General features: G+C 70.5%; 10 protein-coding genes. 7 read left to right on the top strand and 3 right to left on the bottom strand.

Annotated elements, in window-relative coordinates:
* Positions 1-73 precede the first annotated feature (73 nt).
* The 3 genes from drmA to drmC are packed head-to-tail and all read left to right on the top strand — an operon-like array spanning position 74 to position 6,248.
* Positions 74-3,649, top strand: coding sequence for a DISARM system helicase DrmA (drmA, locus tag GCN81_RS15780; protein WP_197287662.1), 3,576 nt, complete (start codon positions 74-76; stop codon positions 3,647-3,649).
* Complete coding sequence (drmB, locus tag GCN81_RS15775) at positions 3,646-5,502, top strand: DUF1998 domain-containing protein (RefSeq protein ID WP_156725254.1); 1,857 nt, start codon at positions 3,646-3,648, stop codon at positions 5,500-5,502. The genes drmA and drmB overlap by 4 nt, the downstream gene beginning before the upstream one ends.
* A complete protein-coding gene (drmC, locus tag GCN81_RS15770) occupies positions 5,499-6,248 on the top strand; it encodes a DISARM system phospholipase D-like protein DrmC (RefSeq protein ID WP_156725253.1) in 750 nt (249 codons plus the stop codon). Before drmB ends, drmC begins: the two co-directional genes overlap by 4 nt.
* Positions 6,249-6,286: 38 nt before the next feature.
* Here drmC and GCN81_RS15765 read toward each other — a convergent pair whose 3' ends face one another.
* Complete coding sequence (locus tag GCN81_RS15765) at positions 6,287-6,715, bottom strand: VOC family protein (RefSeq protein WP_156725252.1); 429 nt, start codon at positions 6,713-6,715, stop codon at positions 6,287-6,289.
* Positions 6,716-6,874: 159 nt separating this feature from the next.
* Between GCN81_RS15765 and GCN81_RS15760 the strand changes: the two genes are divergently transcribed.
* On the top strand, positions 6,875-9,862 hold the full coding sequence (locus GCN81_RS15760; protein WP_156725300.1) for a bifunctional [glutamine synthetase] adenylyltransferase/[glutamine synthetase]-adenylyl-L-tyrosine phosphorylase: 2,988 nt from the start codon (positions 6,875-6,877) through the stop codon (positions 9,860-9,862).
* A gap of 56 nt (positions 9,863-9,918) precedes the next feature.
* Here GCN81_RS15760 and GCN81_RS15755 read toward each other — a convergent pair whose 3' ends face one another.
* Together GCN81_RS15755 and GCN81_RS15750 are read right to left on the bottom strand one after the other, a co-directional pair.
* Positions 9,919-10,833 carry a phosphatase PAP2 family protein gene (locus GCN81_RS15755; RefSeq protein WP_156725251.1) on the bottom strand — a complete coding sequence of 305 codons (915 nt, stop codon included), beginning with the start codon at positions 10,831-10,833 and terminating at the stop codon, positions 9,919-9,921.
* Between the two features lie 151 nt (positions 10,834-10,984).
* Positions 10,985-12,019 carry a LacI family DNA-binding transcriptional regulator gene (locus GCN81_RS15750; RefSeq protein ID WP_156725250.1) on the bottom strand — a complete coding sequence of 345 codons (1,035 nt, stop codon included), beginning with the start codon at positions 12,017-12,019 and terminating at the stop codon, positions 10,985-10,987.
* 376 nt (positions 12,020-12,395) lie between these two features.
* Here GCN81_RS15750 and GCN81_RS15745 point away from each other — a divergent pair, with 376 nt between their 5' ends.
* The 3 genes from GCN81_RS15745 to GCN81_RS15735 all read left to right on the top strand — a co-directional run bounded on the left by GCN81_RS15745 (position 12,396) and on the right by GCN81_RS15735 (position 15,718).
* Positions 12,396-13,676 (top strand): extracellular solute-binding protein, encoded by a 1,281-nt coding sequence (locus GCN81_RS15745; RefSeq protein ID WP_156725249.1) that lies wholly within the window; start codon positions 12,396-12,398, stop codon positions 13,674-13,676.
* A gap of 198 nt (positions 13,677-13,874) precedes the next feature.
* Complete coding sequence (locus GCN81_RS15740; protein WP_231626751.1) at positions 13,875-14,795, top strand: carbohydrate ABC transporter permease; 921 nt, start codon at positions 13,875-13,877, stop codon at positions 14,793-14,795.
* A gap of 5 nt (positions 14,796-14,800) precedes the next feature.
* Positions 14,801-15,718 (top strand): sugar ABC transporter permease, encoded by a 918-nt coding sequence (locus GCN81_RS15735; protein WP_156725299.1) that lies wholly within the window; start codon positions 14,801-14,803, stop codon positions 15,716-15,718.
* The last annotated feature ends 102 nt before the right edge of the window (positions 15,719-15,820 follow it).

Here is a 15,820-nt window from a genome sequence, read left to right as displayed (position 1 = left end):
GCTGAGAAGGGCGGGGTCACGTTCCGCAGACGGGCCGCAGCCCGCTGTCAGTGGGCCTCGTTAGGGTGGGCCCGTGAGCGAGCAGAGCAGGACCACACCGTCGTCGGGCTCTTCCGGGGAACAGAGGGGGGACCGCGGGGACCAGCAGCAGGTCCTCGCCATGCCCGAGCCACAGGACATCCGCGAGGAGCTGGAGCGCCTCGTGGTCACCGACCTGCTTGGTCCCATCGGGGGCGAGGAGGAGGAGCTGTCCGGCAGCCCGTCGGACCACTACATCATCGGGCGGCTCGCTCCTGGTGGCGCCCAGATCGACCCGGACGAGCTGGACCAGGGGCGCCTGGCCGAGACGCCGGACGCCGAGGAAGGGGACCGGGAGCCGGACGCGCCCAACGTGCCCAGCCTCCAGCCGTCCGCGATGGGCCTCACCGCGCGGGTTGACGGGAGCGTGGCGGAGCTGCGCGTGCACTGCTCGTGGGCGGCGTACAAGGCGGGGCCGTCCAAGGACCCGGAGCGCTCCGGCGCCGTGTGGCATCGCACGCCGTTCTCGGGCGCGGTGACGGTCAAGCTGCTGGAGGGCCTGGTCGAACCACAGGTCGTCCTGCCGGACGTGTTCCCGGGCATCGTGGTACGCGGCAGGGTGCGGCGCTATGAGGACGACTGGCTGATCTCCCTCTTCCTCGTCAACGGGCAGAAGGACACTCGCGGCCCCGGGAACTGGATCTTCCAGGCGGGGCTGACGGTCCAAGGGCCCACGGAGACCGCCGCGTTCAAGCCGCGCAAGGACGCTGTGTCGCGGGGCGGGGACCCAGCCGACCGCGCTGAGCAGCGGGCGCTGGCCATGACCTACCGTTACCACCCCGAGTTCGCCGTAGGGCACGGCACTGGTGTGCACGCGGTCGCGGACCAGGCGGACCCGCTGCGGGCGGTCGAGATCTCCACGGTCGCCGCGCCCTCGTACGAGGTGCCCTTCACCGACGTGCCGCACCCGGACACCGAGGGCGACGAGGACCTGGCCGAACTGCGTGACCTCGTCGTGGATATGAAGTCCCTCGCCGAGTTGGACGCACAGACTCTGCGGGACTCGCTGATGCCCCTGGTGGTGGGATACCGGGCCTGGATCGAGCGCACCCGGCGGCAGATCGACGACCCGGACGCCCGGCTGGAGGGCTACGAGGGTGAGGCGCGGGAGAACCTGCGCCGGGCGGGCGTCGCGGCGGACCGGATCGAGTCGGGCATCGCCCTCCTCGCGGACGGTTCCGCCCTGGACGCCTTCCGTTTCGCCAACCGGGCCATGTGCCTCCAGCGCGTCCACACCATAGCGGCGGCGGCGCGTCGCCGGGCCCCTGGCACCACCCTGGCCGAGGCCGTCGAGCGGGCCGACGTACCGGGCAACCGCAGCTGGCGCCCCTTCCAGCTGGCATTCCTGCTGCTGAACCTGCCCGCGCTCGCCGACCCCGGACACGACGAGCGCAGGGCCGACAACGGACACGCGCTGGCCGACCTGCTGTGGTTCCCCACGGGTGGTGGCAAGACCGAGGCCTACCTCGGGCTGACCGCTTTCACCCTGGGCATCCGCCGCCGGATGCCGCGCCTCGGCGGCCTAGACGCGGAGAACGGCGTGGCGGTCCTGATGCGCTACACGCTGCGGCTGCTCACCATCCAGCAGTTCCAGCGTGCCGCCGCCCTCATCTGCGCCTGCGAGACCCTCCGCCGCGAGGACCCCGCGCAGTGGGGGGACGTGCCCTTCCGGATCGGCCTGTGGGTGGGCGGCGGGGTCACCCCGAACACCACGGAACAGGCCCGCGAGTGGATCAGGGACCGCCGCAAGGACCGGGGGCGCGGCCGACGCGGCCTCAAGGGCTCCCCGCACCAGCTCACCGGCTGCCCCTGGTGCGGCAGTAAACTCGACGCGGGGCGCGACATCGACGTCGAGACCACCACCCGGCGCACCCGGATCACCTGCCCGGACGCCTTCGAATGCCCCTTCGGAGCCGCCGCCTTCGGGGTGGCGGAGCCCGGCCTTCCGCTGGTCGTCGTCGACGAGGAGATCTACCGGCTGCTGCCGTCTCTGATCATCGCCACCGTCGACAAGTTCGCCCAGCTCCCCTGGAAGGGCGAGACCCAGACTCTGTTCGGCCAGGTGTCCCGTCGCTGCACCCGGCACGGCTATGTGACCGCCGACGCCGTCGACAGCGACTGGGAGCGGCCCACCCACCCCCCGCACGGTGACCATCCGGCGGCCCGCACGGAGAACGCCGCGCGGGTGCGCCCACCGGACCTGATCGTCCAGGACGAGCTGCACCTGATCTCCGGCCCGCTCGGCTCCCTCGTCGGGCTGTACGAGGCGGCCGTCGACAAGCTGGCCACCTGGGACATCACGCCCGGCACGGCCGTGCGGCCCAAGGTGATCGCCTCCACCGCGACCGTCCGGCGCGCCGACCGCCAGATCAACGACCTGTTCGACCGGCGCACCGCGGTCTTCCCGCCACCCGGACTTGAGGCGGGTGACAACTTCTTCGCCCGGCAGCGCCCCGTCGGCCAGCGGCCCGGACGCCGCTATGTGGGCATCTGCGCCCAGGGGGTGCGCACCAAGGCGGTCTACATCCGGGTGTACGTGGCGCAGCTCGCCGCCGCCCAGCTCCTGCACGAGAAGTACGGGCAGAACGACATCACCGACCCCTATATGACCCTGGTCGGCTACTTCAACAGCCTGCGCGACCTCGGGAGCATGCGCCGCCTCGTCGAGGACGACGTCTCCACCCGCCTCACCCGGGTCAGCCAGCGTGGCCTCGCGGTGCGCTTCCCCGGCGAACCCGCCGAGCTCACCTCACGTATGTCGTCGGACGCGATCCCGGACATCCTGGAGAAGCTCGACCTCTCCTTCGCCGGGTGGCGGAAGGGAATGCCGCGCCCCATCGACGTACTCCTCGCCACCAACATGATCGCCGTCGGCGTGGACGTGTCGCGGCTCGGTGTCATGGTCGTCGCCAACCAGCCCAAGTCCACCGCCGAGTACATCCAGGCGACCAGCCGCGTCGGCCGACGCGCGCCCGGTCTGGTGTTCACCGTCCTCAACTGGGCCCGCCCGCGCGACCTCTCGCACTACGAGACCTTCGAGTCCTTCCACGCCACGCTCTACCAGCACGTGGAGGCCCTGTCGGTCACGCCCTACTCCGAGCGGGCTGTGGACCGCGGCCTCACCGGGGTACTCACCGCCCTCGTCCGCAACCTGAAGCAGGAGTACAACGGCAACCGGGGCGCCCAGTTCTTCGACGGCCGGGGTGAGCTGGGCGACCATGTCGTGCAGTACCTTCGCCGCCGGGCCAGCACGGTCACCAGCGACCGGCGGGTGGGCCAGGCGGTCCAGGAAGGGCTCGACGCGCGCCTCGACTACTGGGGCGGCAAGCGCAACGCGCCCGCGGCCGTGCTCGGATACCGTGCGGCGCGCAGGCAGGGCGATGTCACACCGCTACTCAAGGAGCCGGACGGCTCCCGCTGGCAGCTCATGACCTGCCCGACGTCCCTGCGTGAGGTCGAGCCGCCGATCCGGCTGATGTTCGTCGGCGACGCCGGAGCGGACGACACCGCCGAGCCGCCCTTCACGCCCCGTCCCGACGACCAGGCCGACATCCGCCAGGAGAACCAGTGACCGCCCCCGCCAACGGGCCGCTGCGCGTCGGCGAACTGCGCCCCAGCCAGCTGCTGCACACCTACGGCGTCGGCTCCGTCGCCGACCTGCCGAACCTCTCGGTCATGGTGCTCGGTCTCGACCGCTGGGAGCTGGACCGGGCCACGGTCCTCACCGAGGACCGGCTGCTCGCCGCGGTCCGCCGCCGTCTCGGGCAGCAGGTGACCACCCTGCGCACCCCGCCCCATATGCAGGAGACCACCGACCCGTTCGGGGACTGGGCCCGGGTCGGCGTGCCGGTTGGTCTCTTCCCCCGCTGGCTGCGCTGCTCGCGCGAACAGTGCAACCAGCTGTCCCCCGCCTCCTCGGGCCTGTTCGAACTGGAGGAGCAGTACTTCCGGCCCGAGAACACCCGCTATGTGCACAACTGTTTCGGTCAGGGGCGGCGCAGGCCCACCGCCGTACCGGCGCGGTTCCTCATCGCCTGCCGGGCCGGGCACATGGACGATTTCCCCTGGATGTACTTCGTCCACCGGGGAGCCGATCACCCGGCGGGGTGCACCCTGTCTCTCGTCGAACGGGGCACCACAGGCGAGGCGGCGAACGTCTTCGTCCAGTGCTCCTGTGAGAAGGTCCCCGCCCGGTCCATGGCCGAGGCCATGGGCCTGCGGGGCGAGCGGGTGCTGCCCGCCTGCCGTGGACACCACCCGCACCTGGGCACCTTCGACACCTGCGGCGAGCAGGTCCGCACGATCGTCCTCGGCGCCACCAACAGCTGGTTCCCCGCGCAGCTGAGGGTATTCAGCCTGCCCAAGGCCGACGAACCCCTGCTTCAGGCCGTGCGCGAGAACTGGCAGTACCTCCAGCCGCTCGCGGCGGTTCCGCAGGAGGCCGCCAAGATGCTGCTCCCGACACAGCAGTGCTGGCTCGAACTGGAGCAGTACGGGCTGGACGCGGTCTGGGACGAAATCACCAGGGAAGTCCAGCGGCAGACGGAACAGCACCTGGCACCTGGCGCCGACGACGGGGAGGACTTCGACCTCGCCACCCCCGAGTGGGAGGCCTTCACGGCCGCCAGGACACGGCAGTTGCCCGACTTCACCACCGTGCGCGAGCCGGTTCCCGACGAGGCCGGTGACTGGCTCGAACAGGTCGTGCTGGTGCACCGGCTGCGCGAGGTGGCCGCCCTCACCGGATTCACCCGTATCGACGCCCCGGAATGGATGCCTCAGGACTACCTCTCGCAGCAGTCCGCGCCGCTCACCGCCGAGGCGGCCACCTGGGTGCCGTGTGCTGAACTGCGGGGGGAAGGCGTCTTCCTGAAGTTCCGTGAGCAGCCGCTGGCCGCCTGGGAGGCCAGGGACGACGTACGCGCCAGGGAGGGCCACCTCAAGCGGGCGTACGAGAAGTGGTGCGCCGCGCGCGGTGTCGAGCCGAGGTGGCCCGGCATCCGCTACATACTGCTCCACTCCTTCTCCCACGCCCTGATCCGCGAGTTCGCCCTGGAGTGCGGCTACGGAGCCTCCGGCATCGCCGAACGGATCTACGCCCGCTCCGGCAGCCAGCCCATGGCAGGCATCCTGCTCTACACCGCGGCACCGGACAGCGAGGGCACCCTGGGCGGCCTGGTCTCCCTGGGCCGTCGCGGCAGGCTCGGCGCCTCGCTCGACCAGGCGCTGGCCGCGGCACGCCTGTGCAGCTCCGACCCGATGTGCGCGGAACACGACCCGACCGTCCACGGCCGCCTGCACGGCGCCGCCTGCCACGCCTGCCTCTTCGCCGCGGAGACCTCGTGCGAGCGCGGCAACCACTTGCTGGACCGCGCCCTGCTGGTGGAGACACTCGCGGGTCGCCACGGCGCGTTCTTCGGATGAGGCCCCGGCTTCCGGGCGTACTCGCCGAGCTCGGGCGCCGCCTGCCCAGCGCGCAACTGGCCGAGTGGGCCGAGATCCTGCGGGCGTCGCCACGGCCGTCACCGGACGTGGAGCTCAACCTGGCGCGGGTGTCCCCGGCGGCGGGCCTCAGCGCTCAGGCCGCCGCACTCTGCCGGGCGTGGAGCGCCGAGGAGCCCACGCTCCACGGACGTGCCCTGGCCCTGGCCCTGACGACGGCGGCCGCCCAGTACGAGGAGTGCCGCCCCGACCGGGTGGCCCAGGTGGTGGTGAGCGGGCCGGTGAGCGCGGCCGTGCCGGTACGGCTCACCGCCAGCGTGGTGACCGAGGTGATCCGGTCCGCGCGGGAGACCGTCCTCGTGGTCAGCTTCGCCGCCTACGGCGTCAGGGAGGTGATCGAGGAACTACGCCGTGCGATGCGGCGCGGGGTCCGCGTGGAGATCCTGCTGGAGGAGTCCACCGCGGCGGCGCGAGTCTTCGACCCCCTGAAAGGCCAGGCCCACGTGGTGCAGTGGGGCACCGACCGCGACGCGTCAGGGACCGGCGCGCGAGGCGCGCTGCACGCGAAGCTCATCGTGGCCGACCGGCACACGGCGCTCGTGGGCAGCGCGAACCTCACGGACCGGGCGCTTGGCCAGAACATAGAAGTCGGAGTCATCCTCCGCGACCGACAAACCGTCGGCCGCATAGTCGACCACTTCCACGAGCTGACAAGCCGACGAGGCTAACCGGCCTCGCCAGCCTCACTCCGGCACCGTTCGCGCGATCAGGCGGCGATCACGTCGCGCAGCGGCTGGGTGGCGCGGGTGCGGTACTCCTGGATCGCCCAGCCGTTGCCGTCCGGGTCCTTGAAGTACATGAACGTGCCGCCGTCCTCCGGCGCGAACACCACCGGCTCCGACACCTCCAGGCCACGCTCGACGAGTTCGGCGCGGGCCTGCTTGATGTCGGAGACGCAGAGCTGGAGGCCCTGGTACGAGCCGGGTTCCGGGTTGGGGCCGTCCATCATGTCCCAGAGCTTCTCGCTGAGCGCGATCGAGCAGCCCGAGCCCGGTGGGGTCAGCTGCACGATGCGCAGGCCTTCCGCGACCTCGGCGTCGATGTCGACGTGGAAGCCCAGTTTGTCGCGGTAGAAGTCCCGGGCGCGGTCGACGTCGGAGACGGGCAGCGGGATCAGTTCGAGGGTGTAGTGCATGGTGCGTTCCCTGGGTGGTCGGAGCAGTGGAACCGCCAGCGCGTGGCACTACCGAGTACACCAGGGATCGTCGGCGCCCGCCTCTGGGCGGACGGGCGTGACCCGCTGGACAGGCTCTAAGCTCAGCCCACACGTGTGAGCGAAACGGGAGGCCGGATCATGACCTCGGGTGGGCGCAGGAGCAGTACCTTCACCCGGCTGCTGCGGCACGGCTTCACCGACCCCTCGTCCGCCGAGCGGCTCCTGGACACCCCGGAGCTGGGCCCGGTGCGCGCTGACCCCGTACTGCTCGACGCGCTGGGGGCCGCGGCCGATCCGGATCTCGCGCTGCTGGGCCTGGTGCGGCTGGTGGAGGCCCAGCCTGACGACGAGCGGCAGATGTTGCTCGACACGCTGGTGTCCGCGAAGCCGCTGCGGGACCGGCTGCTGGGGGTGCTGGGCGCCTCCGAGGCGCTCGCGGACCACCTGGCCCGGCACCCCATGGACTGGCAGGCCCTGGTGACGTACGAGCCGTCGGATCTGCACCCGGGCGTGGAGGAGTTCGAGTACGGCCTGGCCGCGGCCACCGACCCGGTGTCGCTGCGCGTCGCCTACCGCCGCTGTCTGCTGTCCATCGCGGCCCGCGACGTGTGCGGGACGACGGATGTGGCCGAGACCGCTGCCGAGCTGGCCGACCTCGCGACGGCGACGCTGCGCGCCGCGCTGGCCATCGCGCGCGCCGCCGCGCCCGAGGACGACGCGCTGTGCCGGCTGGCGGTCATCGCGATGGGCAAGTGCGGGGGGCACGAGCTGAACTACGTGTCGGACGTGGATGTCATCTTCGTGGCGGAGCCCGCGCCCGCCGCCGACGAGGGCAAGGCCATGCAGGCCGCCACCCGGCTCGCCGCCCACCTGATGCGGATCTGCTCCGAGACGACTGTCGAGGGCACCATCTGGCCGGTCGACGCGAACCTGCGGCCCGAGGGCAGGAACGGCCCCCTGGTACGTACGCTCTCCAGCCATCTCGCCTACTACCAGCGCTGGGCCAAGACCTGGGAGTTCCAGGCGCTGCTGAAGGCGCGGGCGGTGGCGGGCGACCCCGAGCTCGGCGAGGAGTACGTCGCCACACTCGCCCCGCTGGTGTGGCAGGCGGCCGAGCGGGACAACTTCGTGCCCGACGTGCAGCGGATGCGGCGCAGGGTGGTCGCCACCATCCCGGCCGCCGAGATCGAGCGCGAACTCAAGCTGGGGCCCGGCGGCCTGCGGGACGTCGAGTTCGCCGTCCAGCTGCTCCAGCTGGTGCATGGGCGGCACGACGCGTCGCTGCGGAGCGGTACGACCCTGGACGCGCTGCAGGCGCTGGCCGCGGGCGGCTACGTCGGCCGCGCGGACGCCGCGCAGCTGGACGAGGCGTACCGCTTCCTGCGCGCCATGGAGCACCGCATCCAGCTGTACCGGCTGCGCCGCACCCATCTGGTGCCCGAGGGCGAGGACGACCTGCGGCGCCTGGGCCGCTCCCTCGGGCTGCGCACCGAACCGGTCGCCGAGCTCCACCGAGCCTGGCGCAAACACGCGTCGGTGGTGCGGCGGCTGCACGAGAAGATCTTCTACCGGCCGCTGCTGGACGCGGTCGCCCAGCTCGCCCCGGGCGAGACCCGGCTGCGTACCGACGCCGCCCGCGAGCGGCTGGTCGCCCTCGGGTACGCGGACCCGGCCGCCGCGCTACGCCACCTGGAGGCGCTCGCCTCCGGGGTGAGCAGAAAGGCCGCGATCCAGCGGACCCTGCTGCCGGTGCTGCTCGGCTGGTTCGCGGACTCCGCCGACCCGGACGCGGGCCTGCTGGGCTTCCGCAAGGTGTCCGACGCGCTCGGCAAGACCCCGTGGTACCTACGGCTGCTGCGCGACGAGGGCGCGGCGGCGGAGAATCTCGCCCGGGTCCTGTCCGCCGGACGGCTCGCCCCCGACCTGCTGCTGCGCGCCCCGGAAGCGGTCGCGCTGCTCGGCGACCCGCGCGGCCTGGAGCCCCGCGACCTCGCCCACCTGGAGCAGGAGATCCTGTCCGCGGTCGGCCGGGCCGACGACGCCGTCCAGGCGGTCACAGCGGCCCGTGGGGTACGGCGGCGGGAGCTGTTCCGTACCGCGGCCGCCGACCTGATCGGCTCGTACGGCACCGAGGAGAGCCCCGCGCAGGAGGACCCGGGCGCGCTGGTGGACCGGGTCGGGGACGCGGTGTCGGACCTGACGGCGGCGACCCTGGCCGGGACGCTACGGGCCGTCGTCCGCGAGGGCTGGGGTGACGAGCTGCCCACCCGGTTCGCGATTATCGCGATGGGGCGCTTCGGCGGACACGAACTCAGCTATGGCTCGGACGCGGACGTGCTCTTCGTCCACGAGCCCCGCGAGGGCGTCGACGAGCAGGAGGCGGCCAAGGCCGCGAACACCGTCGTCTCCGAGATGCGGCGGCTGCTCCAGGTACCGAGCGCCGACCCGCCGCTGCTCATCGACGCCGACCTGCGGCCCGAGGGCAAGACCGGGCCGCTGGTGCGGACATTGAAGTCGTACGAGGCGTACTACCGCAGGTGGTCCCAGGTCTGGGAGAGTCACGCCCTGCTGCGCGCCGAGCCCGTCGCGGGCGACGCGGACCTCGGGCGGCGGTTCATCGAGCTGGTCGACCCGCTGCGCTATCCGGCCGAGGGGCTCAGCGACGATCCCGTACGCGAGATCCGCCGCCTGAAGGCCCGGATGGAGGCCGAGCGGCTGCCGCGCGGCGCCGATCCCACGCTGCACGCCAAGCTGGGCCGCGGCGGGCTCTCCGACGTCGAGTGGACCGTACAGCTCCTCCAGCTGCGGCACGGCTGGGTGGAGCCGGGGCTGCGGACCACCCGGACCCGTACGGCGCTGGCGGCGGCGCGGGCCGCGGAGCTGATCGGCACCGAGGAGGCCGCGATCCTCGACGAGGCGTGGGTGCTGGCCACGCGGGTGCGTAACGCGGTGATGCTGGTCCGTGGCCGCGCGGGTGACACCTTCCCGGCGGGCGGCCGGGAGCTCGCGGCGGTGGCCCGCTACCTGGGATACGACCCCGGGACGGTGGGGGAGATGCTGGACGACTACCGGCGTACGACGCGGCGGGCTCGGGCGGTGGTGGAGGAGCTGTTCTACGGGGCGTAGGGGGCGGCCTGAGCCGTCGGGCCGTAGGCGCGGCGGACTGGTGCGGAGGGGACCGGCTAGCCGACCCGGTCGCCGGACTCCGCCAGCTCGTACGTACTCTCGCGCTCAGCGGCCCGCGCCCGCGCCGACGGCGCCCCCGGCCCCGGCACCTCACGCGAGAGCCGGTGCGGCAGCGCCCCGTACCAGGCGCGGGCGTAGGCGAACCCGGCGCCGAGGCAGAGCACGCCGCCCACCGCGTCCAGCCAGAAGTGGTTCGCCGTAGCGACGATCACGACCAGTGTGGCCACCGGGTAGAGCAGCCCGAGTACCCGCACCCACGGCACCCGCGCCAGCGCGAAGATCGTCACCCCGCACCACAGCGACCAGCCGATGTGCATCGACGGCATCGCCGCGTACTGGTTGGTCATGTCCTTCAGGTCACCGGAGGCCATCGAGCCCCAGGTCTGGTGGACCAGGACCGTGTCGATGTAGCCGTGGCCCTCCATCAGCCGGGGCGGGGCGAGGGGGAAGAGGTAGAAGCCGACCAGGGCGATACCGGTGGTCACGAACAGCACGGTGCGGTGGGCGGCATACCGCCCGGGGTGGCGGCGGTAGAGCCAGACCAGGACGCCGATCGTGACGATGAAGTGCAGCGTCGCGTAGTAGTAGTTCATGCCGACGATCAACCAGGTCACGGAGTTGATCGCCTGGTTGACGCTCTGCTCGAAAGCCAACCCGATCGAGTGCTCGGCCCGCAGAATCCAGTCGGCGTTACGCATCGCCTCGGACTCCTGCTCCGGCACCGCGTTGCGCACCAGCGAGTACAGCCAGTAACTCACCGCGATCAGGGCCAACTCGTACCACAGGCGCGGCCGGCGCTGAGTGCGCAGGCGGCGCACGAAAGCTCGCGCCGGGCGGTCTTGCGCGTCGTTGGCATCGGGTGACGAGGCTGCCGTCCGGCCTTCCAGTGCTGTCACAGTCGTCTCACCCATGGAGCGAAAGTTTGCCAGATGTGGCCCGCCATCTGATCATCCCTCGGTTGGTTCCTGAACGCACGCCCTACTCCTTGGGGACGATGATCGGGCCCCTAGGAACCCCCTAGGAACTCTGGGAAAACCGGGAGCCCTAGGAGCCCTAGGAGCCCTAGGAACTCTCGGAGCCCCGGGGGGCAGAAGCAGTTGAACCTCGTACCACCAGCTCCGGCATGAACACGAACTCGCTCTGCGGCGCTGGCGTCCCGCCGATCTCCTCGAGCAGCGTACGCACGGCCGCCTGCCCCATCGCGGGCACCGGCTTACGCACCGTGGTCAGCGGGGGATCGGTGAACGCTATGAGCGGTGAGTCGTCGAAGCCGACCACCGAGATGTCGTCCGGCACCTGGAGACCGCGCTGGCGGGCCGCTCGTATGGCGCCGAGCGCCATCATGTCGCTGGCGCAGACGACAGCGGTGCAGTTCCGGTCCATCAGGGCGGTCGCCGCCGCCTGGCCGCCCTCCAGGGTGTAGAGGGAGTGCTGGACGAGGCGCTGCCCGACGTCGTCGGGGCTCAGGCCTAGCTGGTCGCGCATCGCGGCGACAAAGCCCTCTATCTTCCGCTGGACCGGGACGAAGCGCTGCGGGCCCAGGGCGAGCCCGATCTCCGTGTGGCCGAGCGAGACGAGGTGGGTGACGGCCAGCTGCATGGCGGCCCGGTCGTCGGGCGAGATGAACGGCGCCTGGACCTTCGGGGAGTAGCCGTCGACCAGGACGAACGGCACCCCCTGGCCGCGTAGCTGTTCGTAGCGGTCCATATCGGCGCTGGTGTCGGCGTGCAGCCCGGAGACGAAGATGATCCCGGAGACCCCGCGGTCCACCAGCATCTCGGTGAGCTCGTCCTCGGTGGAACCGCCGGGCGTCTGGGTCGCCAGTACGGGGGTGTACCCCTGCCGGGTCAGGGCCTGGCCGATGACCTGGGCGAGCGCCGGGAAGATGGGGTTGTCCAGCTCGGGCGTTATCAGGCCGACGAGGCCCGCGCTGCGCCTGCGCAGCCGCGTGGGCCGCTCGTAGCCGAGCACGTCGAGTGCGGCCAGGACGGATTCGCGGGTGGCCGGGGCCACACCGGGCTTGCCGTTGAGCACGCGGCTGACTGTGGCTTCGCTGACCCCCGCCTGGGCTGCGATGTCGGCAAGCCGTGCGGTCACAGGCCTGGACTGTACCGGTCACCGGGCGGATTGCCCACCAGGCCTCGGCAGGTTGACGTGCTGCTTGCAAGGGCTTGCGGGAGGTTGTTGCAGAGCCGTAAGCCGGTCGTGACGGGGTCGCGAGGGGGCGCGAGGGGGTCGCGAAGAGGTCGTGGGTGCGTGCGGATTCCCGACCTCGTCGCTGTCAAGTGATCCACCGGCAACCTTCGGGACACGCGAAGGTAACGATCACCCGGTCTTGCAGAAAATTGCCGCAAGGTCTTTCGGTCGGCTTTCATCGTTGTTACGTTCCTGCCGAACCCGGCGCCGCGAGGGGCGCGGTAGCGGGAGGCACGCTCGCCTCCGAGACGTCCCGGGGACCTTTGAAGGAGTTCACATGCGGCGTGGCATAGCGGCCACCGCGATGATCGCGAGCCTGGCGCTCGCGGCAACGGCTTGCGGTGGCGACAGCGACAGTGGCGACAAGGCCGACGGCCCGGTCACCATCACCTGGTGGGACACGTCGGATGCCACGAACGAGGCGCCGACCTACAAGAAGCTGGTCAAGGAGTTCGAGAAGGCGAACGACGGGATCAAGGTCAAGTACCAGAACGTCCCGTTCGCCGAGGCCGAGCAGAAGTACAAGACCGCGGCCCAGGCCGGCAAGGCCCCGGACGTGCTGCGCGCCGACGTCGGCTGGACCGCCGGGCTCGCGAAGAACCAGTACCTCGCCCCGCTGGAAGGCACCCCCGCGGTCAAGGAGCTCGACTCCTTCAACCAGGGCCTGGTCGACGGCGCCAAGGTCGACGGCAAGCTCTACGGCGTGCCGCAGGTGACCGACGCCCTCGCGCTCCTCTACAACCAGGACGTCTTCGACAAGGCCGGTGTGGAGGTTCCCACCACCTGGGAAGAGCTCTCCAAGGCCGCCAAGACCATCAAGAAGAAGACCGGCGTCGACGGTATCTACCTCAACCCGGACAGCTACTTCGCTCTGCCCTTCCTGTACGGCGAGGGCGGCCAGATGGTCGACGTTGACGGCGAGAAGATCACCGTCAACGACAAGGCGGGCCAGAAGGCCGTCCAGACCGTGATGGACCTGATCAAGGACGGTGTGGCGGTCAAGCCCGACTACACCGACGGCTACAACAACATGCAGGCCGCCTTCAAGGACGGCAAGGTCGCCATGGTCATCAACGGCCCGTGGTCCACGGCCGACGACCTGACCGGCAAGGCCTTCAAGGAGAAGGAGAACCTCGGGATCGCCTCGGTCCCGGCCGGTTCCAGCGGCAAGGCGGGCACCCCGACCGGCGGCCACAACCTCGTCGTCTACAACGGCTCCAGCGCCGCCAAGAAGACCGCGGCCCAGAAGTTCGTCGCCTTCATGACCTCCAAGAAGTCGCAGGAGTTCGCCTCCACCGAGACGGGCGTCCTGCCGACCCGCGACGACGCCTACACCGCGCCGGTCGTGGCCGACCCGATCAAGGGCGCCTTCAAGGACGTACTGGCTGACGCCACCGCGCGCCCGAACGTCGCCGGAGTCAGCGACATGTTCGCCGAGTGGACCAAGCAGTACATCGAGACCCTCAAGGGCAACACCTCCGTCGAGAAGGGCCTGGACACCACCGCCGACAAGTGGAAGTCCAACGTCCAGTCCCTCAAGGACTACGCGACCGAGTAAGCCCCTCCCGTCCGGTCCGGCAGCGCTGACACCCGCGCTGCCGGGCCGGACCAGAGCCGTATACGAGCAGGTACGAGCAGGGAAACCATGAAGAAAGCCACCGCACAGCCCGCGCAGGCGACGGGGTCCGCCGCGTCTGGGTCCGCCGGGTCTGGGTCCGCCACGTCTGGGCCTTCCAAGGCTGGGCTTCTCACCCGCATGAAGCGCTCCTATGACCGGTACTGGTACGCCTGGGCCATGGTGCTGCCGGTGGTGCTGGTGATCGGCGTGCTGATCGGATACCCCCTGGGTCGGGGGATCTACCTGTCCTTCACCGACGCCAACGAGCTCAACGTCGCCAAGCAGATCGGCGAGACCACCATCCCGGCGACCTACGAGTTCATCGGCCTGGACAACTACTGGCGCATCCTGTCCGGCGCCGACGGCGAGTTCTACCCCAAGCTGTGGTGGACGGTGGTGTGGACCGCGTCCTGTGTCTTCTTCCACTACACCATCGGTCTGGGCCTCGCCCTGCTGCTCAACCGCAAGCTCAAGGGCCGCTCGCTCTACCGGGTCATGCTGATCCTGCCCTGGGCGGTGCCGCCGTTCGTCGCCACGTACATCTGGCGCATGATGTACAACAGCGAGTCGGGCGTCTTCAACGCCCTGCTCGGCAAGCTGGGTTTCGCCCCCGTCGACTGGCTCGGTGACACCTTCACTCAGAAGGTCGCGGTCATCGGCGTCAACGTCTGGCTGGGCGTCCCCTTCATGATGGTCGCCATTCTCGGTGGTCTCGCGTCCATCTCCAGCGACCAGTACGAGGCCGCCGAGATGGACGGCGCCAGCCCCTGGCAGAGATTCCGGCATGTCACCCTGCCGGGTCTGAAACCGGTCAGCTCCACGGTGATCCTGCTGGGCACCATCTGGACCTTCAACATGTTCCCGATCATCTATCTGATGCTCGGTGAGGCCAACGCCATGAACAGCGAGATCCTGGTGACCTACGCCTACCGGCTCGCCTTCGGTTCGGTGCGCGACTACGCGGGCGCGGCCACCTACGGAATCATCATCCTCTCCATGCTGCTGGTGTTCGCCGTGTTCTACCGGCGCCTGCTCAACCGTCAGGAGGCCGCCCAGTGAGCGCGATGACCGAATCCCGGCACGACAGCGCCCGACCAGACCGCGCCGCCGTCAACCCCACCCAGGCGCACCGCCCGCACCGCAAGATCCGCGGCCGCGACGAGCGGTCCCCGCTGGCCTCGCTGGGGCTGCACGCCGCGCTGATCGGCGCGGCCGTGATCGCGGTCTTCCCGATCGCGTACATGATGTTCATCTCGCTGCGCGGCCGGGACGGCTGGACCACGCCGACCAGCGCCGAGGGCGGCCTGGAGATCAGCAACTACACCTACGTACTGACCGAGACGGAGTTCCCGCGCTGGTTCGCCAACTCGGTGCTGATCGCCCTCGGCACCACGGCTCTCGGTGTCTTCATCGCGGCCTCTACCGGCTACGCCATCTCGCGGATGCGCTTCCCCGGCCACAAGTCGCTGATGTGGGTCCTGCTCGTCACTCAGATGTTCCCGGTGGCCGTACTGATCGTCGCCCTCTACAACATCCTCGGCGGCCTCGGACTGCTCGACTCCTACGTGGGCCTGATCCTCACCTACTGCTCGGTGTCCGTGCCGTTCTGCGCCTGGATGATGAAGGGCTACTTCGACACGATCCCGTACGAGATCGACGAGGCCGGGCGGGTGGACGGACTCACCCCGTTCGGCACCTTCTACCGGCTGATCCTGCCGCTGGCGAAGCCGGGCCTGGCGGTGACGGCGTTCTACTCGTTCATCACCGCTTGGGGTGAAGTCGCCTTCGCGCGGGCCTTCCTGAGCAGCGACTCGATGCTCACGCTCTCCGTTGGCCTACAGAGCTTCATCGGCCAGCACAAGGCGGAGTGGGGCTACCTCGCGGCGTCCGCGGTCATCATCACCATCCCCGCGGGCCTGATATTCCTCCTGGTGCAGCGCAACCTGGTGGCCGGTCTCACCGCAGGCGGCACCAAGGGCTGAGCCCCCCGCCACGTCCCTTTCCACCCGTACGAACAAGACGTCGGCCGCGCCGGTCCGGACCGCACCCGGACCGGCCGCGGCCCCACCACCTTCACCACACCC

The sequence above is a fragment of the Streptomyces apocyni genome, from assembly GCF_009739465.1.
GTDB lineage: Bacteria > Actinomycetota > Actinomycetes > Streptomycetales > Streptomycetaceae > Streptomyces > Streptomyces apocyni.
The sequence above is the reverse complement of the archived record's forward strand: the minus strand, read 5'-3'. Positions and strand labels throughout refer to the sequence as shown.

Bases quoted from the DNA above. Each gene is read 5' to 3' on its own strand.
- drmC (WP_156725253.1), top strand. From the start codon at position 5,499: ATGAGGCCCCGGCTTCCGGGCGTACTCGCCGAGCTCGGGCGCCGCCTG.
- GCN81_RS15765 (WP_156725252.1), bottom strand. From the start codon at position 6,715: ATGCACTACACCCTCGAACTGATCCCGCTGCCCGTCTCCGACGTCGAC.
- GCN81_RS15760 (WP_156725300.1), top strand. From the start codon at position 6,875: ATGACCTCGGGTGGGCGCAGGAGCAGTACCTTCACCCGGCTGCTGCGG.
- GCN81_RS15755 (WP_156725251.1), bottom strand. From the start codon at position 10,833: ATGGGTGAGACGACTGTGACAGCACTGGAAGGCCGGACGGCAGCCTCG.
- GCN81_RS15745 (WP_156725249.1), top strand. From the start codon at position 12,396: ATGCGGCGTGGCATAGCGGCCACCGCGATGATCGCGAGCCTGGCGCTC.
- GCN81_RS15740 (WP_231626751.1), top strand. From the start codon at position 13,875: ATGAAGCGCTCCTATGACCGGTACTGGTACGCCTGGGCCATGGTGCTG.
- GCN81_RS15735 (WP_156725299.1), top strand. From the start codon at position 14,801: ATGACCGAATCCCGGCACGACAGCGCCCGACCAGACCGCGCCGCCGTC.